This window comes from Pantoea pleuroti (assembly GCF_014156615.1).
Classification (GTDB): Bacteria; Pseudomonadota; Gammaproteobacteria; order Enterobacterales; family Enterobacteriaceae; genus Pantoea; species Pantoea agglomerans.
Genome location: NZ_SBFD01000002.1, coordinates 611183 through 633832, shown reverse-complemented (window position 1 = coordinate 633832; position 22650 = coordinate 611183). Strand labels below are relative to the sequence as shown.

Below are 22650 nucleotides of genomic sequence, written 5' to 3'. Positions count from 1 at the left end.
CCTAAATACGTAGTCGGGCTGCGACCAGCAGCATCACTAATGCACCGATAATCGCCACGCCCAGTGCGCCGATATGCAGCGTTGCCAGGGTGCCCAGCTCAAAATAGGTGGCGATATAGCCGCCAATCAGAGCCCCGATCATCGACAGAGTCAGGGTAGCAACCAGGCCGCCCGGTGGTCCCGGCATCAGCAGGCGCTTCAGCAACCCCAGCAGTAAACCGCTTAACAGCCACACAAGTAAAGCCATGGTTCTTCTCCGCGCCGAATCACACCCAGTATAGGAGCGCTTTTGTCACGCTGCGCTTTATTCGCTGCCGCGCAACGACGAGGCCCATTCAACCGAGCGAATCGCCTGCCGACAGCGTGCCAGTCGCTGCTCTAACGTTTCCAGATCCTGTTTCAGCTGATGCTGTACCGCCAGCGTTTCGGCCAGCGACAGGCGCTGCTCACGCTGATCGATCATTGCCAGCAAACGCCGTTCAAATTCACGGTACTCCTGATATTTTGCGGCGCGTGGGTTCCTGACGGGCTGTTCGCGTCGGGTACGCAGCTGTTGCGTACTCGCCTCACGTTGCAGGGCGGCAATCTGATCGACCAGGCGCTCAGCCAGCCAGGCACTGCGGGCCAGATCGTGGCTGCTGTCGCACAGCCGGGCAAAATTCTGTTCCACTTCCAGCAGGTAATCAGCCAGCCGCGTGCCTTTGGTGCGAAACAGCTGAGTATCAAAACGTGGCAGACGGCAAACCCCATCTGAATGGCAGGCAAGCTCCTGCCGCAGGGCGATAAGGAGTTGTTGCAGGCGCTGTTGTATGGCGATCGCACTCATCGCGTGACGCTCAATTGTGCTAACGTACGCTGATGAGGAAAGAGTTGGGCGGCATTCATGCAACGCATTCTGTTATTAACCCTCGGCTGGCTGGCGATTGTGCTGGGGACGCTGGGCATTGTATTACCTTTATTACCTACCACGCCATTCATGCTGCTGGCTGCCTGGTGTTTTGCCCGTTCATCGCCGCGTTTTCATCACTGGCTACTGTGGAAATCGCCATTTGGTCGCTATCTGCGCCACTGGCAGCAGCATCGCGCGATGCCGCCAGGGGCTAAAGTACGCGCTATCTGTCTGATAGTCGCAACCTTTAGTCTCTCACTCTTCCTGGTGCATCAGCTCTGGGTACGCATCATGCTGCTGATCATGCTGGTGGCGCTGCTGCTGTTTATGTGGCGTATTCCGGTGGTGGCAGAAGCAGCGGACGCGCCGCCGCCACCGCGATAAAGTTGCATTTAGCCGGTCATTTGCTTAGATTTGGGCGTCTTCGTGCGTGGCTTCCCTTTGTGAATTGACTTCCGCTGAGCCTTTTATCAGGTATAAGCGCTTTTGAAGCTGCGCGAAACAGAATTTTTTACCAGGCGTATCATTATGACCGACACTGCGCAGCAGCTTGAATTCATTAAAAACAGCATTAAAAGCATTCCCGATTATCCTAAGCCAGGCATCCTGTTCCGCGATGTCACCAGCCTGCTGGAAGATCCCAAAGCCTATGCCGCGTCGATTGCGCTGCTGGTTGAGCGTTACCGTAATAAAGGCATTACTAAGGTGGTGGGGACGGAAGCGCGCGGTTTCCTGTTTGGTGCACCGGTAGCGTTAGGCCTTGGCGTCGGTTTTGTTCCGGTGCGTAAGCCCGGCAAACTGCCCCGTGAGGTCTACAGCGAATCCTATGAGCTGGAGTACGGCACCGATAAGCTGGAATTGCACAAAGATGCCATCCAGCCAGGCGATCTGGTGCTGGTGGTTGACGACCTGCTGGCGACCGGCGGGACGATTGAAGCGACCGTTAAACTGATTCGTCGTGCAGGCGGTGAAGTCAAAGACGCGGCTTTCATTATTAACCTGTTCGATCTGACCGGAGAAACGCGTCTTAATGCCCTGGGCGTTGAGAGCTACAGCCTGGTTAAATTCCCCGGCCACTAAGCCACTCTTTCGGCCTTGCCATCCGGCGAGGCCGTCACGCCTTCGGCGTCAAGATAACGAGTGCCAGCCAAAAGCGTAGCTGATAGACTACTGCAATCTTATACAGGGGTTGCAGAGCGTCTGCGCTCATCTTTCCATCCAACTTCGTCGAACTCCACATGAGCTATCAGGTACTTGCGCGAAAATGGCGTCCCCAGGCTTTTGCTGATGTTATCGGTCAGGAACATGTTCTGACGGCGCTGGCGAATGGATTGTCTCTGGGACGCATCCATCATGCTTATCTCTTCTCCGGCACCCGCGGAGTAGGGAAAACCACCATTGCGCGTCTGCTGGCCAAAGGCCTTAACTGCGAAACCGGTATCACTGCCACCCCCTGTGGTCAGTGTGATAACTGCCGTGAAATTGAGCAGGGCCGCTTTGTCGATCTGATTGAGATCGACGCCGCTTCGCGTACCAAAGTTGAAGATACCCGCGATCTGCTCGACAACGTGCAGTACGCCCCGGCGCGTGGCCGCTTCAAAGTCTATCTGATCGATGAAGTGCATATGCTGTCGCGTCACAGCTTCAATGCGCTGTTAAAGACGCTGGAAGAGCCCCCATCACACGTTAAATTCCTGCTGGCGACCACCGATCCGCAGAAACTGCCGGTGACCATTCTCTCGCGCTGCCTGCAGTTCCACCTCAAAGCGCTGGATGTGGATCAAATCCGTCAGCAGCTTGAGCATGTTCTGAAGCAGGAACAGATTGAGAGTGAAACCCGGGCGTTGCAGCTGCTGGCGCGGGCTGCCGATGGCAGTATGCGTGATGCGCTGAGCCTTACCGACCAGGCCATTGCCATGGGGCAGGGCGCGGTGACCAGCAGTACGGTCAGCGTCATGCTCGGCACGCTGGATGATGAACAGCCGCTGGGGCTGCTGGAAGCGCTGGTCGACGGTGACGGTCAGCAGGTGATGAACCTGTTGAGCCAGGCCGCGTCACGGGGTGTGGAATGGGAAGCGCTGCTGGTAGAAATGCTGCGCCTGCTGCACCAGATTGCGATGGTGCAACTGCTGCCGACCTCGCTCAACGACGATGATGAGAGTAACGCCCTTCGCTTGCGTGAACTGGCACGCGTGGTGCCGCCCGCCGATCTGCAACTCTATTATCAGACCCTGTTGATGGGCCGCAAGGATCTGCCGATTGCGCCCGATCGTCGCATGGGTGTGGAGATGACGCTGCTGCGTGCACTGGCGTTTCATCCTAAAGCTGCCGTGGCTGAACCCATTGCGCGTCCCGCATTAACTCAGCAGACGGCACCTGTCGCCCCTGCGCAGACGTCCCCGGCAGCATCCAGGCCATCGCCGTTAGCACGGCAACCGGCAGCACAGCCAGCCTCACCGTCACCTGCCGCTGCGCCGCCGTCGCACACCGCGTCGCCCGTAGCGCAGCAGATGCCGGAGCAGACGCAGCAGCAGGTTGCTGCTCAGCCGCAGATGGCCGCGCCCGATGCTGCACCGCAGCACTCGCCGTCGCCAGATGCCGCACCTGACACTACACTCTCTAGTTCCACCAGTCAGCTCCTGCAGGCGCGCACTCAGTTGTTGCGTCAGGGAGCGAACAAGCCAAAAAAGCGTGAGCCGGCAGCGCCAGGTGCGCGGCCGGCCAACTCCGCGCTGGAGCGGCTGGCCTCGGTCACCGAGCGCAGTCAGCAGCGTATCCGCGATCGCGAGCCTGCCGCCCCGGTAAAAGAGGAAGCGTACCGCTGGAAAGCGGTTAATCAGCCGGTAGAAGTGGCGGAGCCGGTGGCGACGCCAAAGGCCTTGCGTTCTGCTCTGGAGCATGAGAAAACCCCTGAGCTGGCGGCGCGTCTGGCCGAAGAAGCGCAGCAGCGCGATCCCTGGGCCGCAGAGATTGCGATCCTGCCGCTGCCGAAACTGGTGCAGCAGCTGGCGTTAAATGCCTGGAAAGAGACCACCGAAAGTGGAGTCTGCCTGCATTTGCGTAGCAGCCAGCGTCACCTTAATTCACCGTCGGCGCAGCAGGTATTAAGTGATGCGCTGAGTGAGCATGCCGGGCAGAGAGTTGAACTCTCGGTAGTTGAAGACGATAATTCATCGGTGTTGACGCCACTTGAATGGCGTCAGGCCATTTACGAAGAGAAACTGGCGCAGGCGCGTCAGTCGATCACCTGTGATACCCACATCCAGACGCTGCAGCGCTTTTTTGATGCCGATCTGGATGAGGAGAGTATCCGACCTGTTTGAACACGCTGCTGCTATCTTAACGATAGCGTTGTAGCCTCAGCTGAGAGAGAAAACTATGTTTGGTGGTAAAGGCGGATTGGGCAACCTGATGAAACAGGCCCAGCAGATGCAGGACAAAATGGCCAGGGTTCAGGAAGAGATTGCCGCGATTGAAGTGACCGGTGAGTCTGGTGCTGGCCTGGTAAAAGTCACCATTAACGGCGCGCACAACTGCCGTCGCGTGGAAGTCGATCCCAGCCTGCTGGAAGATGACAAAGATATGCTGGAAGATCTGATTGCAGCCGCGTTCAACGATGCGGCACGTCGCATTGATGAAACCCAGAAAGAGAAGATGGCTTCTGTCTCTTCAGGCATGCAGCTGCCACCAGGCTTTAAGATGCCGTTCTGATGCAAACCAGTCCACTGCTTGAATCTTTGATGGAGTCGCTGCGCTGTCTGCCCGGCGTTGGGCCGAAGTCGGCGCAGCGCATGGCGTTTCAGCTGCTGCAGCGCGATCGCAGCGGTGGCATGCGGCTGGCGCAGGCGCTGACCCGGGCGATGTCGGAGATTGGACACTGCGCCGATTGCCGGACATTCACCGAGCAGGAAATTTGCACCATCTGCGCCAATCCACGGCGTCAGCAGAATGGTCAAATCTGCGTGGTGGAAAGCCCGGCGGATATTCACGCCATTGAGCAAACCGGCCAGTTTGGCGGTCGCTACTTTGTGCTGATGGGACATCTCTCGCCGCTCGACGGCATCGGTCCGGCTGATATTGGCCTGGATCGTCTGGAGCAGCGACTGGAGAGTGAAACCCTGCAGGAAGTGATCCTCGCCACCAACCCGACGGTGGAAGGCGAGGCGACCGCGAACTACATCGCGGAACTCTGTGGTCAGTATGGCGTCGACGCCAGCCGTATCGCGCACGGCGTGCCGGTGGGCGGTGAGCTGGAGATGGTTGATGGCACCACGCTGTCCCATTCACTGGCGGGCCGCCAGAAGTTTAAATTTTAATCAATTGCCGGTGTTGTGACAGACACCGGCTTGAAAATCTCCCTGTCACCCCCACATCAACCTCAACGTTTGTTCAACCTGTTTTGTTGAGGTAGCAATGACCATGAAAGGACAAGAGACCCGTGGCTTTCAGTCGGAAGTAAAACAACTTCTGCACCTGATGATCCATTCTCTCTATTCAAACAAAGAAATTTTCCTGCGTGAGCTGATCTCCAACGCCTCGGATGCGGCAGACAAACTGCGCTTCCGTGCCCTGTCAGATTCCAGCCTGTATGAAGGTGATGGCGAGCTACACGTTCGTCTCTCTGTTGATAAGGACAACCGTACCATTACGCTCAGCGACAACGGTATCGGTATGCGTCGCGATGAGGTCATTGAGAACCTCGGGACTATCGCCAAATCAGGCACCAAATCCTTCCTTGAATCGCTGGGCTCCGATCAGGCGAAAGATAGCCAGCTGATTGGTCAGTTCGGTGTCGGTTTCTATTCGGCATTCATCGTGGCGGATAAAGTCACGGTGCGTACCCGTGCCGCGGGCGCGTCAGCCGAAGAAGGCGTGTTCTGGGAATCCGCAGGCGAGGGCGAATATACCCTGGCTGAGATTGAGAAAGCCGATCGCGGTACCGAGATCACCCTGCATCTGCGCGAAGGCGAGGATGAGTTCCTGGATGCATGGCGCGTGCGCAACATCATCAGCAAATATTCCGATCACATCGCGCTGCCGGTTGAGATCGAAAGCAAAGATGAAGAAGGCGAAGGAACCCACTGGGAGAAGATTAACAAAGCCCAGGCGCTGTGGACCCGCAATAAATCTGAGATCAGCGATGAAGAGTACAACGAGTTCTACAAGCATATCGCCCACGATTACAGCGATCCGGTCGCCTGGAGCCACAATCGGGTAGAAGGTAAGCAGGAATATACCAGCCTGCTCTACATTCCGGCGCGTGCGCCATTCGATATGTGGAACCGCGATCAGAAACATGGCCTGAAACTCTACGTGCAGCGCGTCTTTATCATGGATGACGCTGAGCAGTTTATGCCGAACTATCTGCGCTTTGTGCGTGGCCTGATTGACTCCAACGATCTGCCGCTGAACGTCTCCCGTGAGATCCTGCAGGATAGCCGCGTGACCCAGAGCCTGCGCGCCGCGCTGACGAAGCGTACCCTGCAGATGCTGGAAAAACTGGCAAAAGATGACAACGAGAAATATCAGACCTTCTGGAATGAGTTTGGTCTGGTGCTGAAAGAGGGCCCGGCGGAAGATCACGCTAACCAGGAGACGATCGCTAAGCTGCTGCGTTTCGCCACCACCCAGAGTGAAGGTTCGGCACAAACCATTTCGCTGGAAGATTACGTCAGCCGCATGGTGGAAGGCCAGGAGAAGATTTACTACATCACCGCTGACAGCTATGCCGCCGCGAAGAGCAGCCCGCATCTGGAACTGTTCCGCAAAAAAGGCATTGAGGTGCTGCTGCTCTCCGATCGCATCGACGAATGGATGATGAGCTACCTCACTGAGTTCGATGGTAAAACCTTCCAGTCAGTCAGCAAAGCGGATGAATCGCTGAGCAAGCTGGCGGATGAAGAGACCGAAGAGCAGAAAGAGGCGGAAAAAGCGCTGGAGCCTTTTGTTGAGCGGGTGAAAACTCTGCTGGGCGAACGCGTGAAAGAGGTGCGTCTGACGCATCGCCTGACCGATACCCCGGCGATTGTCACCACCGACGCCAACGAGATGACCACGCAGATGGCGAAGCTGTTTGCCGCGGCCGGACAGGAAGTGCCGGAAGTGAAGTACCTGTTCGAAATCAACCCGGATCATCCGCTGGTGAAACGTGTTGCGGATACGCAGGATGAAGCACGCTTCGGTGAGTGGATTGAGCTGCTGCTGGATCAGGCATTGCTGGCCGAGCGCGGCACGCTGGACGATCCTAACCAGTTTATCCGCCGCATGAACCAGCTGCTGACCGCATAACGGCAACAGGCTGGTGGTTTTCACCGGCCTGAAGTTGCAGATACGATGCTGGCTCAGGGAGCATACGCCCTCTGCAAAGACGCAAAAAGCCGCCCTCCATGGCGGGCTCAGCGCGGGCGATTACGCACCTCATCCCTGAGGTGCGCCCGTTGCCGGGCCAACGCTTGCGTTGTTCAAAAACGCTCCCGGCGTTTTTGTCCATGGCCCGCGATGCTTTGCGCCAGGCGTATGCTCCCATCGCATTGACTCTGATGCCGTCTGTCTGACTCAGTCAGCGCTGATTGTGAGCGGGATTTCAGGGTTAAAAGCAGTAAATTTGTCAGCTGTCTGAAGCCGGTGACCCTCACCGGCTTTTTTTATGGTTTTGCGGCATCCTGCAGCCAGTCGCGAAACAGGCTGATCTCCGTATCATGCCGCCGGCTCTGCTTTGTCATCATCCATGTGGCACGCTCGACGCGTACAAAGCCAAGCGGTGCTAGCAGCGTGCCATCCTCCAGCTCTTTGCGTACCAGTAAACGTGGTGCCATCAGGACGCCAAGACCACTTCGTGCGGCCTGAATCCCCAGTGTCAGACTCTCAAAATGCTTTCCGCCGTTAAAGCGGCCACTGACCCCAGCTTTGTCCGCCCACTCTGACCAGGCGTGCAGCCGGGTATCCGCATGCAGCAGGGGCATCGCGGCCAGATCCTCGCCGACCCGCAGCTGCGAAGCAAAGTGAGGTGCGCAGAGCGGGCCAATCTCATCCTCGCTGACCAGCGTGGCGTCTATGTCAGATTCAGGTGGCTCGCCATGACTGAGGATCAGTACATCCACATGTTCACTGCGCAGTTGCGAGATCTGCGTCAGCGGCTGGAAGTGAACCTCAATCTCCGGATAGCGTTGATAAAAGCTGGCGATACGGGGAATCAGCCATTGCGACAAAAAGCTGGGGGCGCAGGAGACCCGAATCTGCTGAAGCAGCCCGGTACGAATGCTTTCGCAGCTGCTGCGCAACTCACTGAACGCCTGCTGACAGCTCAGCAGCAGACGTTCACCGTGTGAGGTCAGTTTCACGCGGCCATGGCTGCGGACAAAAAGTGGTTTGCCCATCCAGCTCTCCAGCTGGCGAATCTGATGGCTGATGGCGCTGTGCGTAACATGCAGATGTTCAGCCGCCACGCTAAAACTGCTGTGTAAGGCTGCCTGGTGAAAATAGTGCAGCGCTCTTAGTGGCGGCAGTCCGTTCATCCTCTTCCCCTGTGCAAAAATCTAACAGGGATTGTCAATTTATATCATTTTAAAGTCCAGCCGCATTGACCTAGTCTGTAGGGCAAATTCTGGCGGGTTGACTCAGCCTTATATCTGTGATTTTTCAGGGTATTCCGCCTCGCTTAACCAGCGTTCACGCCGCACACTCCCCGAAGCGAGACAACCATGGCACACCGCTCTTTATCCTCTGAAACTTCAGCAGAGGCGCGCCATCGGTTACGCCTGGCGCTCTCACGTTTTTACCGGCTGGAGCAGTTCGATCTCTTCTTCGCGCCCTCGCTGCATGTGGCTCAGGTCCTTCTTTCTCAGCTCTTTCTGCGGCAGGAGCAGGCGCGCAATCAGCACCGTTACGCCTCGCACTTTCCGGTAACCGAACTCAACATCCTGCCAGCAGTTCCGCTGATCGCGGGCAGCATCATGCTGGTACCGCATGTCGAATTGCCCAATGGCCGCGTGCGTCCGCTGCGGGATTGCCAGAACCAGGGGGTGACGGAAGCGAGCGAGAGTTTTGCCAGCGTGCTGCATCAGAAACTGATCGACGAAGCCCATCTGTTTGTCACCCGACTGGATCGCCACGCTGAGATCTGCAGCGATCTGGTGCTGGTGGCGTTGCGGACCCATGACTTCAGTACGCTGGTGCGCAGCGAACTGCGGCTTTTCGAGCAGGGGCTGACGCTGACCGCCACGCATGAGGCACTGCGCCGCTTCAACGATCCGCACTGGCGGCCTTACAATGCCGCCACCGTCGATGCGCTCTCCCTGTCAGACCCGCTGCCGCTGAACTCCTGCCATCAGCCCGGTTTGCCGTTTGCCAGTTTTAATGTCCCGGCCTCCGTGATCACATCGCTGTCAGATGCGGAAGATGTGGTGAAATGGCCGCTGCAGGCGCGGCTGCTGCTGAATGCTAACGTGCGCGGCAGCGGCAAAAAAAGCGTCAATATGACCCATCATCTGAGCCGACGACTGCAATTCCTGCTCGGCTCAGGCGGTAAGTCTGAAAAAGCGTCAGGCAGACCAGGCGGGTAGGGGCCAGGGCCAAAAAGCGACTCAGGTCGCCCTGCGCGATCCGCGCCCTTCCTTGTGATGAGCGGGTCATAATGGTATGTTCTTTCGCTTCTAAGATAGATCAATGCGATTCGCAAGGGGATTTACGCAATGCGTATTATTCTGCTCGGAGCTCCGGGCGCAGGTAAGGGGACTCAGGCCCAATTCATCATGGAGAAGTATGGCATTCCGCAAATCTCCACCGGCGACATGTTGCGTGCAGCAGTAAAAGCAGGCAGCGAGCTGGGCAACCAGGCGAAAGCCATTATGGATGCTGGCAAACTGGTGACCGATGAGCTGGTGATTGCGCTGGTCAAAGAGCGTATCACCCAGGAAGACTGCAAAAACGGTTTCCTGCTGGACGGTTTCCCGCGCACTATTCCTCAGGCAGATGCAATGAAAGAGGCCGGGATCACCGTTGATCACGTGCTGGAGTTCGCCGTACCGGATGAATTGATCGTTGAGCGTATCGTGGGCCGTCGCGTTCACACGCCATCAGGCCGCGTTTATCACGTCACTTTTAATCCACCGAAAGTGGAAGGCAAAGATGATGTGACCGGCGAAGAGCTGACCATGCGTAAAGACGATCAGGAAGAGACCGTGCGTAAGCGCCTGGTTGAATATCATCAGATGACCGCGCCGCTGATTGCTTACTACAGCAAAGAAGCGGAAGCGGGCAACACCGCCTATCACAAAATCGACGGCACCCGTAAGGTGACCGAAGTGAGTGCCGAGCTGGCTAAGATCCTGGGCTAAGTTCACAGGGGCCGGTATTACTGGCCCCTTTTGCAGTAATCGCTTTTACCTCCCGCTTATTCCGCTACAATTTCCCCGTTTTCACGCATCCCCGTTGTTATCAAGGAACTCAAATGAGGCAAGATAAGCCCGGCGTGTTATTGGTTAATTTAGGTACGCCAGACGCGCCCACCACACCTGCAGTTAAACGCTATCTGAAACAGTTTTTAAGCGATCCGCGCGTGGTCGATGCGCCGCGCTGGCTCTGGTGGCCGGTTCTCAATGCCGTTATTCTGCCGTTTCGCTCGCCGCGCGTCTCTAAGCTCTACGCATCGGTCTGGATGGAAGGCGGTTCACCGCTGCTGGTTTACAGCATGCGTCAGCGCGATGCGCTGGCGGCACGGGTCGATATGCCCGTCGAGCTGGGCATGAGCTACGGTAATCCGAGCCTGAAAAGCGCGGTAGATAAGCTGATGGCGCAGGGCGTGACCCGCCTGATTGTGCTGCCGCTCTATCCGCAATTCTCCTGCTCCACCGTGGCGGCAGTGTGGGATGGCCTGACCGCGGTATTCAAAGATTACCGCTCGCTGCCTGATGTGCAGTTTATCCGCGACTACGCCGAACATCCGGCCTATATCGCCGCGCTGAAAGCGACGGTAGAGCGATCCTTTGAGCGGCACGGTCAGCCCGATCTGCTGGTGTTATCCTTCCACGGCATTCCGCAGCGTTTTGCTAACGAAGGCGATGACTACCCGCAGCGCTGTGCGGATACCACGGCGGCCCTGGTCAAAGCGCTGGGCCTGCGTGACGATCAGTACATGATGACTTTCCAGTCGCGTTTCGGTCGTGAGCCCTGGCTGATGCCCTACACCGATAAAACCATGGAAAGCCTGCCCGCTAAAGGGATCAAACATGTTCAGGTGATGAGCCCGGGCTTCTCGTCAGACTGCCTGGAGACGCTGGAAGAGATCAGTGGTGAAAACTGCGAAATCTTTATGCATGCCGGGGGTGAGAAGTTTGAGTATATCCCTGCGCTGAACGCCGATGAGGCGCATATCGACATGATGGTGCAACTGGTCGACGCTCGCCGTTAAAGCGCAGGCGGAGAGTGTGATATCATTCTCCGCCTGTTTTTCCAGACGGCACCTCCCGATGAAATTTCCCGGCAAACGCAAATCCAAACACTACTTTCCTGTCAGCGCACGCGATCCCCTGTTACAGCCCGCCCAGCACGATGTTGATGCAGGCAGCTGGGTGGTGGGTATCGACCAGACGCTGGTGGATATCGAAGCCAAAGTCGATGACGCTTTTCTCGCACGTTATGGCCTGAGTGCCGGGCACTCGCTGGTTATCGATAATGCCGTCGCGGAAGCGTTGTACAACGAGCTGATGCAGGAAGCGCTGATCACCCATCAGTTTGCCGGTGGCACCATCGGTAACACACTGCATAACTTCTCGGTGCTGGCCGATGACCGCTCCGTACTGCTGGGCGTCATGTGCAACAATATCCAGATTGGCGGCTACGCCTATCGCTATCTCTGCAACACCTCAAGCCGGGTCGATCTTAACTATCTGCAGGGCGTGGATGGCGCCATTGGCCGCTGCTTTACGCTGATTGGCGAACATGGCGAGCGAACCTTTGCTATCAGCCCCGGCCAGATGAACCAGCTCCATCCGGATAACGTACCGGAAGAGGTGATCGCCGGAGCCTCTGCGCTGGTACTGACCTCCTATCTGGTGCGCTGTGCCGAAGGTGAACCGATGCCGCAGGCAACGTTACGGGCGATTGAGTATGCCAAACGCCACAACGTGCCGGTGGTGCTGACGCTGGGCACCAAACATGTGATTGGCGACAATCCTCAGTTCTGGCGCGATTTCCTGCGCGAGCATGTCAGTATCGTGGCGATGAATGAAGAGGAAGCGCTGGCGCTGACCGGCGAAAGCGATCCACTGCTCGCCGCCAATATGGCGCTGGACTGGGTCGATCTGGTGTTGTGTACCGCTGGCCCGATTGGGCTCTATATGGCGGGTTACACCGAAGAAGAGTTCAAACGCAAAACCAACCATCCGCTGCTGCCTGGCGCGATTGCTGAATTCAACCAGTATGAGTTCAGCCGGGTGATGCGCCAGCAGGATTGCCAGCAGCCGCTGCGCATTTTCTCGCACATCGCGCCTTATATGGGCGGACCGGAAAAGATCATGAACACCAACGGCGCCGGAGATGGCGCGCTGGCGGCGTTACTGCATGACATCACCGCCAACAACTATCACAGCCTGAATGTGCCGAACTCCAGCAAACATGCGCGTCCTTACCTGACCTACTCGTCGCTGGCGCAGGTATGTAAATATGCCAACCGCGTCAGCTACCAGGTGCTGAATCAGCATTCGCCGCGTCTGACCCGCGGCCTGCCGGAGCGGGAAGACAGTCTGGAAGAGTCTTACTGGGATCGGTAAAGCTGGCAGCTGCCGCGCATAAAAAAGCCCTTCTGAAGAGAAGGGCCTTGGATGACTGGCAACGTCTGGCTCGGTTAGCGATAAGATTGAGCCTGCTCAGGGAACACGGACAGATCGGAAAGTCGCTTAAGCCATCCCTGACCGCTCGGCCCGAACGATTACGCACCTCATCCCTGAGGTGCGCCCGTAGCCGGGCCAACGCATTGCGTTGTTCAAAAACGCTCCCGGCGTTTTTAGTACGCACCTCATCCCTGAGGTGCGCCCGTAGCCGGGCCAACGCTTCGCGTTGTTCAAAAACGCTCCCGGCGTTTTTGTCCGGGCGGCGGGACGCTTGCCTCCCCAGCCCGCGTTCCCTGCGTGTTGAGTTTATTCGTTGCGGTAAAATTCACCCTGATTTTGATATATCAGTAGCCTGCCAGGCTTTGCTAAACAGGAATCAGCGCACGACATCGCAGGGCTTTAAATCTTCGCCCTGCGTCATCTCATCCTGCAGGATTTGCAGCATACTGCTGGCGATCTCACGTTCGCCCATCACCACACGGGTGGCACCCCGTTCCATGATGTACTCGACTTCATCGTCGTAGTGGGCGCGGGCGATAATCTCGATATTCTGATGTTTTTCACGCGCGGCTGTGACCACTTCACCCGCTTCATAGCCATTCGGAATAGTCAGTAACAGCCAGCGCGCGCAGTCGAGTCGGGCCAGTTCCATGGTGTCAGCGCGGGCTGCATTACCCAGCACCGCCTTAATACCGCGCTCGCGCAGCGCTTCAACACGGGCGCGGGAGTTTTCAACTACCACCAGCGGAACATTGGCCTCAAGCAGCTTCTGACCAATCAGACTGCCCACCCGGCCGTAACCTACAATTACCGCGTGATTGCAGAAATCCACCGGGATCTGCTTCTCGTCTTCAATCGCCTCTTCCAGCGTCTGCTCTTCCATCGTCTCCGTTTTCGCCAGGAAACGCTCCAGCAGGCTAAACAGGATTGGATTAAGCATAATCGACAGGATGGCCGCGGCCAGCACCAGGTTGCGGCCCTCGTCAGTCAGCAGGCCCAGCGAGATACCCAGACCGGCCAGAATAAAGGCGAATTCACCAATCTGCGCCAGACTGACCGAAATGGTCAATGCCGTACGACGTGAATGGCCGAGCAGCGACACCAGCAGCCAGGCGGCGACCGATTTACCCACCACAATAATGACCAGCGCGCCCAGCACTGCCAGCGGCTGCGTCACCAGAATCGACGGGTCAAACAGCATGCCGACCGACACAAAGAACAGCACGGCAAAGGCATCACGCAGCGGCAGGGTATCGCGCGCGGCGCGATGGCTCAGTTCCGACTCATTCAGCACCATACCGGCGAAGAAAGCGCCCAGTGCAAACGACACATCAAAGAACTCAACGGCACCAAAGGCAATGCCCAGCGCCAGCGCTAACACGGCCAGAGTAAACAGTTCACGCGAGCCGGTGGCGGCGCTGCGGGCGAGGATCCAGGGCACGGCACGCCGTCCCACCACCATCATCAGCACCATAAAGGCGGCGACTTTGCCGATGGTCCACAGCAGGTCCCAGGCCAGTAGTCCGGCGCTGGCGTTACCCTGTTCCATCATGCCGGCAATCGCAGGCAGCAGCACCAGCGTCAGCACCATCACCAGATCTTCAACAATCAGCCAGCCAATGGCAATCTGCCCGCGCTGGCTATCGATCAGTTGCCGCTCTTCAAGCGCGCGCAGTAACACCACGGTACTGGCGGTAGAGAGGCAGAGACCAAAAACCAGGCCGGTCATCCACGACCATCCCAGCGTCCATGACAAGCCCATTCCCAGTAACGTCGCAACCGCGATCTGTGCGATGGCACCGGGAATGGCGATCGACTTTACCGACATAAGATCTTTCATTGAGAAGTGCAGGCCGACACCGAACATCAGCAGTATCACGCCGAGTTCTGCCAGTTCAGGGGCCAGATTAGTGTCTGCAACAAAGCCGGGGGTAAAAGGGCCAGCCATAACGCCTGCCATCAGGTAGCCCACCAGGGGAGAAATACGCAGGCGGTTCGCCAGCATCCCAAGGAGAAATGCCAGAACCAGTGCCCCGACAATGGTAGTGATCAACGGTGTGGTGTGATGCATGCCTGTCTCCTTGTATACAAATGTATCCGCTTGTAACAAATGAGTTTAATTCAAAATCTATTCTTCCGCTGAGCAATTTGCGGGAATACCCTAAAAAAATAGGAAAATAAGATGAAAACGCAACCGGAAGGCTGTTTTTATTCATTATCCATAATGCTGGCTGATTTGGCGGTTTAAACCGCGGCGGGTAAATAAAAATTAATACAACTAAATGACCTGAGCGTGACGCAGATAAGTATCAAATCTGCAGACAGACACACTAAAGCCGTTCAGCGGCGTTTTTGCAGGAGTAAGCAGCGGGTTAACAAAAAACATTGCAGCCTGTCGCGGTGTAATCGGCATAAACAGCCGTGGCTCTGACGTGATCGCCTGCGTTATGCTGGCGCAGCCACGCTAAGCAAAAGCGGTCCGGAGATAAAAAGAGCGACATACAGAGGCAGGCGGATGTGCGTTGGCCTTGAGTTCGCCGGGGGAATGTGCGACACAGTGGGGCAAACCGGCAGAAAAATCGGGCCAGACGGCAAATTAAGGAGAATCACAGTGTTGTTATCAAAATGGACAGGGGCGGGCGTGGCACTACTGGTGGCCCTGATGCCGCTGTTTTCACAGGCCGCCCAGGCCGATCGCACCTATCGTTTCAGCCTGCTGCACACCAACGATGAGCATGGTCATTTCTGGTTTACTGAGCAGGGTGAATATGGTCTGGCGGCGCAGAAAACCTTGATGGATACGATGCGCTACGATGTGCAGTCCAGAGGCGGCGGCGCATTGATTCTCTCTGCCGGTGATGTGAACACGGGGGTGCCGGAGTCCGATGAGCTGGACGCTGAACCCGATTTTCGCGCGATGAACCTGATTGGCTATGATGCCATGGCGCTGGGCAACCATGAGTTCGACAAGCCCATCGCGGTCCTGCGCAAGCAGGAGAAGTGGGCGCGATTCCCGCTGCTTGCCGCCAACGTTTATCAGAAAAGTACCGGTCAGCGCCTGTTTAAGCCTTGGGCGGTATTCAACCGTCTCGGGCTGAAAATCGCGGTGGTCGGGCTGATCACCCCGGACACGGCGAAACTGGCCAATCCGGCAGGCCTGACGGATACCGAATTCCGCGATCCGATAGCGGAGGCGGAGAAGGCGGTGGCCGAACTGCGCGCCACAGAGAAGCCGGACGTGATTGTCGCGCTGACCCACCTTGGTCACTATGACGACGGTAAGCATGGCAGCAATGGCATTGATGACGTCACCCTGGCGCGCAGCCTGCCTGCCGGCACCATCGATCTGATTGTGGGTGGTCATTCGCATGATGCGGTCTGCATGGAAAAAGAGAACGTCAGCGTCAAAAATTATCAGCCGGGCCAGCCCTGCAAACCCGATCAGCAGAACGGGATCTGGATTATGCAGGCGGATAAATGGGGCAAATATGTCGGACGTGGTGACTTCACCTTCCGTAACGGGCAGGTGACGCTGGAGGCTTATCAGCTGGTGCCGGTCAACCTTAAACATAAGATAAAGAACGCGGATGGCAGCGAAACCTGGCTGACCTGGCAGGAAGAGATCCCGAAAAACACCGCCATGATGAAACTGCTGATGCCATTCCAGAAACGGGCTGAGGCGAAGTTAACCGTGAATGTCGGCAGCGCCGACGGCAGCTTCAGCGGTGAAAAAGAGCAGGTTCGCTTTGAGCAGACAAATCTCGGCCAGCTGATTCTGCGCGCTCAGATGGCACACACCAAAGCCGATTTTGCAGTTATGAGCGGTGGCGGTATTCGCACCTCGCTGAAATCGGGCAAGCTGAGCTGGCGTGACCTGCTGCAGGTCCAGCCGTTTGGCAATCAGGTGGTCTCGGTCAGCCTGACCGGGGCGGAGATCAAAAAATATCTGGATGTGGTCGCTAATATTCAGCCTGACTCAGGCGGCTACGCCCAGTTTGCTGGTATCAGCCTGACCGCAGACGGTAAACAGGTCAGCGACGTCAGCATTAACGGTAAACCGCTGCAGGATGCGCAGCATTATCGCATGGCAACCAACAGCTTCAATGCGGCTGGCGGCGACGGTTATCCGCGTCTGGATAATCATGCGGGTTATCTCAACAGCGGAGTAGTTGATGCGCAGGTGTTGCGTGACTGGATCAAGACGCACTCGCCGGTCAAAGCCAGCGACTATCAGCCGAAAGGGCAGATTGTGCATCTGAGCGATGAGCAGATCCGGGCGCGGGATGAGGCTGCGGAAAAAGCGCGCAAGCGTAACTATCCAAAAATGATCCTGGCGTGGATCTGGCCTTGGGGAAACGAAACAGCCGCCACGCATTGAACTGACCGGGAGGCGCTTGCGCCTCCCGTTTTTCTTACGCCCGGCAGGGGTGACGTCTGATCCAGCGCTCGCGCAGTTTGTCCCACACCCAGTTGTAGGCCATGGTATAGGGCAGGAAGAAGAGGAAAAAGGCCACTTCTACCAGGAAAGCCTGACCCAGAGAGATATCCAGCATCCAGGCGGCAATGGGCAGACCAATCAGGATAAATCCACCTTCAAATCCCAGCGCATGTAATACACGCACGCCCGGGCCGCGTTTCTGGCCTGGCGCATAGAGGCGATCGAATCCGCTGTTATAAATCATGTTCCATAGCATCGCGACCGTAGAGAGCATAATCGCCAGCGATCCCATCTGAAACAGTGGTTTATTCATTGCCCATGCCGCCAGCGGCGAAACGGTCAGAATCGCCAGCGTTTCAAAGCAGACAGCATGAAGAATACGTTCTTTAAGTGAGCGGGTACGCATTGTGAGTTCTCCTTAAATAATGCGGCACATTTTCACACGTCAGAATGCTAAGATAAAATGAACACCTATCGAAAAAAGCGATGGTTCAGATGCGTTACTCCCCGGAATCCCTTGAGGCTTTTATGCAGACTGTGGCGAGCGGTTCTTTCTCTGCCGCTGCGCGCGCGCTGGGTAAAAGTCAGTCCACCATCAGCGCGGCGGTAGCCAGTCTTGAAGACGACCTTGGCTTTGCGCTGTTTGAACGGGCAGGGCGTCAGCCGGTTCTCACCGAGCAGGGACGCCGCGTTATTCCTCAGGTTCAGCAGATCCTGGCAGCCAGCGAGCGACTGGATGCGCTGGCGATACGGCTGTCGCAGGGCGTTGAACCCCGGCTCAGTTTTGCCATGTCAGACTTCTGGCAAACCGATCATCACGAGCATCTGCTCAGGCAATTTGATGCCCGTTATCCGGAGATTGAACTGGAGGTCATGATTGCCGAGGATGGTGATGTGCTGGATCTGCTGCAGGCCGGGCGGGTACATCTGGGCGTGGTGCGGGCACAGCCCAATCTGCCGGTGGATATCGCGGTGGCGCGACTGCAGGTTGAAGCGCAGATGGCGGTCTTTTTACATCGCGATCATCCGCTGGCCCAGCTTAAGACCCTGAGCGAGAGCGAGCTGGAAGGGGTTCGTCACCTGCGATTAAATACCTGGGTTGAGGCATCTGAACCCGCGCCAATGGGGCGCATCTGGTCGGCACCGACCTATCTGTTACTGCTGGAGATGGCGGAGCAGGGATTTGGCTGGACGATTCTGCCGCGCTGGCTGGTGAAACAGTTTGGTCATGGCGTTCTGAAAGAGTTGTCGATGCCGGGCTGGCCGCAGCATATCGCCATTGAGGTGGTCTGGTCACGCCGTACGCCACCCGGCCCGGCGGGTCGCTGGATGATCGATCAGCTCTGCGCCCAGCCACGGGTTTAGTCGTGGCGGGCGATATCCGCAAACGGGGCGTCCAGCAGTCGTGAAAGATCCTGGGGAGCCAGTTCGATATCCAGCCCACGCTTACCGCCTGAGATAAACATGGCGTCAAACGCGCTGGCAGAGTGGTCGATCACCGTAGGCAGCCGTTTTTTCTGCCCCAGCGGACTGATGCCGCCCACCAGATAGCCGGTAACCCGCTGTGCCAGCTGTGGGTCGGCCATATCCGCTTTCTTCGCGCCCAGCGCCTTTGCCACCTTCTTTAGATCCAGTTGCGTCGATACCGGCGTAATCGCCACTGCCAGCTGTTTCGCCTCGCCATTCAGCGCCACCAGCAGCGTCTTATAGACCTGGCGCGCATCCAGATTGAGTTTACGTACCGCTTCGTCACCAAAATGGGTTTCGCTGCTGTCATGCTCATAGGGATGCAGGGTGAAGCTGACTTTTTGTTTTTCCAGCAATTTTACGGCGGGCGTCATACAGGTTCCTTACTAAGAAAAATCTTATTACGCAGAATCGTGGAAAAAGGTGGCGAAACTTTGTTCTTTGAGTGAAAATTAGCCGCGCGCCAGCAATTCGATTGCTGAGCGATAACCAAAATCATAAACAAATTCCTCTTTGACGGGCCGATAATATTATCGGCTCTCTTTTTTTCAGGGCTTCTTCAGCATCTCAGGCAGGTTATCTTCGCCGTAGAGATGCAGAGCACCGACCGCCACCACATAGTTTCCCGCTGATAATCCCTGAAGCCGGTCACGCCACTGCGCATTTCGCTGACCGATCAACGTATCATTCAGCGCCTGGCTGAAGGTGGCGGGCAGGGTGATTTCCGGCTGGCGTGGCGGCGTATCGAGCCACCAGCTCACCATCATCTGCAGCAGACGCGCATTGGTGTGCCAGTGCAGCAGCGTATCCTGCAACAACGCCATGCCGTCATCCGGCAGCGCAGTCAGCAGGGCGATCTGCGCCTCTGCGCCTTCCAGTTCAATCACCGGTTTGTTCAGACCTTTCGCGGCCTGCAACAGCTGATAATCGATGCCGTAGTCAGGTCGCAATCCCAGCCTTTGTGCCTGCTGCGCCTGTAACATCAGCGCCACCTGCCAGGCGGGCAGATTATCAAACAGGCTCAGATTGAGACTCATCTCCTGACAGAGTGCGGTGAGCGTCTGCATCGCGTGGCTATCCAGCCGGGTGGAGAGCGCGGGACGATCGCCGTGGTGATCAAAGGGTGAACCACCCTGAGTAATATCCGCTTCCACAATCAGTGCATCCGCCTGCTGCAACTGACGCAGCAGACGGGCGGGCAACGGCTGCATGTCGCGCGTCCCCATGTGGATGCTGCCGACCAGATGCAGCTGACGATCGCCAAGCCGGACATCCATTGCAGGCCAGCGGTAACTGGCGGGAAAAAGTTGGCTGATAAAGCCGCGCAGTGAGCGCCAGATGTTGCCTGTCATTCCCGGTCCTTTGCGATTCAAAACCCCATGCTAGCGACTTCAGCGCGCGAAAAACAGCGCTGAAACGGCGATTACTCGCGCGGTGGCCGGTAACGCAGCAGGCGGTTAGCATTGCTGACCACGGTAATGGAGGAGAGCGCCATCGCTGCACCCGCCACAATCGGGCTGAGCAGGGTACCGGTCAGCGGATAGAGCACACCCGCTGCCACCGGAATGCCGATGCTGTTATAGATAAATGCCCCAAACAGATTCTGCCGGATATTGCGCAGGGTCGCGGAAGAGAGCGCTAACGCGTCTGCCACGCTGTTCAGGTCGGCACGCATCAACGTAATGCCCGCGGTTTCCACCGCCACATCGCTGCCGCCACCCATGGCAATGCCCACATCGGCCTGAGCCAGTGCGGGCGCGTCATTGATGCCATCACCCACCATCGCGACGCGACGGCCCTGCTGCTGTAATTGTTCAATTGCAGCCGCTTTGCCTTCCGGCATCACGCCGGCAATCACTTCATCAATACCGACCTCGGCCGCAATGGCGCGCGCGGTATTTTCATGGTCGCCGGTCAGCATAATCAGGCGAAAACCCTGCTGATGCAGTCGCTTCAGGGCTGCGCCGCTTTCCGGTCGAAGCTGATCGCGCAGCGCGATCAGCCCGGTTAGCTGGCCCTGCTCAGCCAGTAACACCGGTGTTGCACCCTGTTGCGTCAGCCGCGCAATTTCTGCCTCCGCCGCCTGGTAATCGACGCCGTTATCCTGCATCAGCGCGGCATTACCCAGCAGCAGCGTTCTGCCATCCAGACTACCGCTGACCCCTTTGCCACGTATTGTACGAAATTGCGCTAACAGAGGCGGCTGGGTCAGTTTCGCTTCGGCGACAATCGCTTTCGCCAGTGGATGACCCGAGGCGAACTCCAGCGCAGCCGCGGTCGCTAATACTGATTCACGGGTGGCATCACCCCAGACCTGCACGTCACTGACCTGCGGCTTGCCGGCAGTGAGTGTGCCGGTTTTATCAAACACCAGGGTGTCGATTTGGCTGGCGCGCTGCAAGGCATCGGCGTCACGCACCAGCACGCCCAGCTCGGCGGCGCGGCCAACACCGGCAATAATCGACATCGGCGTCGCCAGGCCCAGCGCACAAGGACAGGCGATAATCAGCACGGTTGTCGCGATCACCAGCATATAGGCAATTTGTGGCTGCGGTCCGAACAGATACCATACTGCGCCGCTGAGCAGTGCAATCAACACCACTACCGGGACAAAAACGGCGGAGATGCGATCCGCCAGACGACCCACATCCGGTTTACTGCTCTGCGCCTGACGCACCAGCCGGATAATGCGCGACAGGGTGGTGTGATTACCCGTCGCCCGGGCGATAAATTCTACCGAGCCATCCTGTACCAGGGTGCCGGCAAAGATGGCTGCGCCCGGGGTCTTGCTTTGCGGCACCGCTTCGCCGGTCAGCATCGCTTCATCAAACCAGGCTTCACCCGTGGCGATTTCGCCATCGACCGGCACCCGATCGCCGGTGACCAGCCGCAGCGTCATGCCGGGCTGCACTTCGCTGACCGGAATCAGCCTGTCACCCTGTTGATCAACCTGCCGCGCCTGGGCTGGCGTCAGATCCAGCAATCTTTCCAGCGCCTTAGAGGATCGCTGACGCGCCCGCTGCTCCAGGGCATGCCCCAGATTGATCAGGCCCAGGATCATGACGCTGGCTTCGAAATAGAGATGGCGCGCCTGTGGCGGGAAAAAGTCGGGCCACAGCACCACGCTAAAGGAGTAAATCCAGGCGGCGCCTGTGCCGAGTGCCACCAGCGTATCCATGGTGGCGCTGCCATTGCGTAAACTGCGCCAGGCACTGCGATAAAAATGGCTGCCAGTGACGATCATGATCAGCAGAGTCACGATGCCCAGCGTCAGCCAGACGCCGTGGTTGTGGTCGGTGAGCATCATGTTGTCGCCCACCATGCCCCAGATCATCAGCGGCACGCCAAACGCTAAGGCGACTGCAGACTGCCAGCTGAAACGCCGCATCGCGCTGCGGGCGCTGAGCTGCTGCTTCTCCCGCCGCTCCTGCTCGTCATCCACCACCTGCGCGCCATAACCTGCGGCATCGACGGCCGCTACCAGCTGCTGCGGGTCAGCGTCGCCCAGCACCAGCGCACTACGTTCGCCGAGATTGACGCGCGCCTGGCTGACGCCTGCGACCTGCTGCAGCGCTTTTTCCACCCGACTCACGCAGCTGGCGCAGGTCATGCCCTCAATCAGCAGCATATGGGTGGGGAGTGTTGTTTCTGCCGGGCGGGAAGCGGACTCCGTTGTCAGCGCCTCCGGCGGCGGCTCTGATGCTGTCAACGGTTCAGACTTTGGGGAAGCGTCCGCCGCTTTCAGCGTCGCGTGATAGCCCGCCTGCTCCACAGTAGCGATCAGCGCCGCCGCATCCGCGTGACCGGAAACCTGCGCTTCCTGTTGGGTCACGTCGGCCTGGTCAACATCATCGCGTTGTTCCAGTGCCTCTTTGACACGTTTGACACAGTGGCCGCAGGACAAGCCGTCCAGTGCCAGAGAAATAGTGTGTGACATAATCAACTCCTTCTGTAATCCCATTTGACCGATTGGTCATTTTCGATTCATGCTTAAGCATAAACCTTCCATCAAGGGGAAGGTCAAGGGG

20 protein-coding genes and 1 other annotated feature are annotated in these 22650 nt (G+C 57.5%); of the genes, 12 read left to right on the top strand and 8 right to left on the bottom strand.

The genetic code is table 11. The features are described 5' to 3' along the window. Position 1: 1 nt before the first annotated feature. Complete coding sequence (locus EPG66_RS07010; protein ID WP_039388332.1) at positions 2-247, bottom strand: GlsB/YeaQ/YmgE family stress response membrane protein; 246 nt, start codon at positions 245-247, stop codon at positions 2-4. 57 nt (positions 248-304) lie between these two features. Continuing rightward, a complete protein-coding gene (gene priC / locus EPG66_RS07005) occupies positions 305-826 on the bottom strand; it encodes a primosomal replication protein PriC (protein WP_182686330.1) in 522 nt (173 codons plus the stop codon). A gap of 57 nt (positions 827-883) precedes the next feature. Between priC and EPG66_RS07000 the strand changes: the two genes are divergently transcribed. The 6 genes from EPG66_RS07000 (at position 884) to htpG (ending at position 7177) form a co-directional block, all read left to right on the top strand. Beyond that, complete coding sequence (locus EPG66_RS07000) at positions 884-1273, top strand: DUF454 family protein (protein ID WP_069025898.1); 390 nt, start codon at positions 884-886, stop codon at positions 1271-1273. 144 nt (positions 1274-1417) lie between these two features. Next, entirely contained in the window at positions 1418-1969 is a 552-nt protein-coding gene (gene apt / locus EPG66_RS06995) for an adenine phosphoribosyltransferase (RefSeq protein ID WP_031592164.1), read from the top strand. A 158-nt stretch (positions 1970-2127) separates the two neighbouring features. Continuing rightward, positions 2128-4212: a DNA polymerase III subunit gamma/tau gene (gene dnaX, locus EPG66_RS06990; protein ID WP_182686328.1), complete on the top strand. Its 2085-nt coding sequence runs from the start codon at positions 2128-2130 to the stop codon at positions 4210-4212. Further along, positions 3554-3615 (top strand) — a sequence feature (DnaX frameshifting element). Its footprint overlaps the gene before it by 62 nt. Before the next feature lie 55 nt (positions 4213-4267). After that, entirely contained in the window at positions 4268-4600 is a 333-nt protein-coding gene (locus tag EPG66_RS06985; protein ID WP_031592161.1) for a YbaB/EbfC family nucleoid-associated protein, read from the top strand. After that, complete coding sequence (recR, locus tag EPG66_RS06980; protein WP_003850420.1) at positions 4600-5205, top strand: recombination mediator RecR; 606 nt, start codon at positions 4600-4602, stop codon at positions 5203-5205. The genes EPG66_RS06985 and recR overlap by 1 nt, the downstream gene beginning before the upstream one ends. Positions 5206-5302: 97 nt before the next feature. Beyond that, positions 5303-7177 (top strand): molecular chaperone HtpG, encoded by a 1875-nt coding sequence (htpG, locus tag EPG66_RS06975; RefSeq protein WP_029519428.1) that lies wholly within the window; start codon positions 5303-5305, stop codon positions 7175-7177. A 356-nt stretch (positions 7178-7533) separates the two neighbouring features. Here htpG and EPG66_RS06970 read toward each other — a convergent pair whose 3' ends face one another. After that, positions 7534-8403: a LysR substrate-binding domain-containing protein gene (locus EPG66_RS06970; protein ID WP_022626103.1), complete on the bottom strand. Its 870-nt coding sequence runs from the start codon at positions 8401-8403 to the stop codon at positions 7534-7536. 186 nt (positions 8404-8589) lie between these two features. Here EPG66_RS06970 and EPG66_RS06965 point away from each other — a divergent pair, with 186 nt between their 5' ends. The 4 genes from EPG66_RS06965 (at position 8590) to EPG66_RS06950 (ending at position 12657) form a co-directional block, all read left to right on the top strand. Continuing rightward, positions 8590-9450 carry a DUF6024 family protein gene (locus tag EPG66_RS06965; protein WP_182686326.1) on the top strand — a complete coding sequence of 287 codons (861 nt, stop codon included), beginning with the start codon at positions 8590-8592 and terminating at the stop codon, positions 9448-9450. A 129-nt stretch (positions 9451-9579) separates the two neighbouring features. Beyond that, positions 9580-10224, top strand: coding sequence for an adenylate kinase (gene adk / locus EPG66_RS06960; RefSeq protein ID WP_010671225.1), 645 nt, complete (start codon positions 9580-9582; stop codon positions 10222-10224). Between the two features lie 113 nt (positions 10225-10337). Continuing rightward, entirely contained in the window at positions 10338-11297 is a 960-nt protein-coding gene (hemH, locus tag EPG66_RS06955) for a ferrochelatase (RefSeq protein ID WP_031592157.1), read from the top strand. Positions 11298-11355: 58 nt separating this feature from the next. After that, the gene (locus EPG66_RS06950) at positions 11356-12657 is read left to right on the top strand and encodes an inosine/guanosine kinase (RefSeq protein WP_010255936.1); all 1302 of its coding nucleotides are present in this window, start codon (positions 11356-11358) and stop codon (positions 12655-12657) included. A gap of 436 nt (positions 12658-13093) precedes the next feature. Here the strand turns inward: EPG66_RS06950 and ybaL are convergent, their stop codons facing one another. Beyond that, on the bottom strand, positions 13094-14788 hold the full coding sequence (ybaL, locus tag EPG66_RS06945; protein ID WP_031592155.1) for a YbaL family putative K(+) efflux transporter: 1695 nt from the start codon (positions 14786-14788) through the stop codon (positions 13094-13096). Positions 14789-15328: 540 nt separating this feature from the next. On the opposite strand from ybaL, the gene ushA reads away from it, so the two are divergent. Then, entirely contained in the window at positions 15329-17095 is a 1767-nt protein-coding gene (gene ushA, locus EPG66_RS06940) for a bifunctional UDP-sugar hydrolase/5'-nucleotidase UshA (protein ID WP_182686324.1), read from the top strand. A 34-nt stretch (positions 17096-17129) separates the two neighbouring features. Here the strand turns inward: ushA and EPG66_RS06935 are convergent, their stop codons facing one another. After that, positions 17130-17561: a multidrug/biocide efflux PACE transporter gene (locus tag EPG66_RS06935; protein ID WP_022626100.1), complete on the bottom strand. Its 432-nt coding sequence runs from the start codon at positions 17559-17561 to the stop codon at positions 17130-17132. A gap of 89 nt (positions 17562-17650) precedes the next feature. On the opposite strand from EPG66_RS06935, the gene EPG66_RS06930 reads away from it, so the two are divergent. After that, complete coding sequence (locus tag EPG66_RS06930) at positions 17651-18520, top strand: LysR family transcriptional regulator (protein WP_010671230.1); 870 nt, start codon at positions 17651-17653, stop codon at positions 18518-18520. Here the strand turns inward: EPG66_RS06930 and ybaK are convergent. The 3 genes from ybaK to copA all read right to left on the bottom strand — a co-directional run bounded on the left by ybaK (position 18517) and on the right by copA (position 22559). After that, entirely contained in the window at positions 18517-18996 is a 480-nt protein-coding gene (gene ybaK / locus EPG66_RS06925; protein WP_022626098.1) for a Cys-tRNA(Pro)/Cys-tRNA(Cys) deacylase YbaK, read from the bottom strand. The genes EPG66_RS06930 and ybaK overlap by 4 nt on opposite strands. Before the next feature lie 174 nt (positions 18997-19170). After that, positions 19171-19974 carry a TraB/GumN family protein gene (locus tag EPG66_RS06920; protein WP_064704609.1) on the bottom strand — a complete coding sequence of 268 codons (804 nt, stop codon included), beginning with the start codon at positions 19972-19974 and terminating at the stop codon, positions 19171-19173. Positions 19975-20045: 71 nt separating this feature from the next. Beyond that, positions 20046-22559 (bottom strand): copper-exporting P-type ATPase CopA, encoded by a 2514-nt coding sequence (gene copA / locus EPG66_RS06915; RefSeq protein WP_182686322.1) that lies wholly within the window; start codon positions 22557-22559, stop codon positions 20046-20048. Positions 22560-22650: the final 91 nt, after the last annotated feature.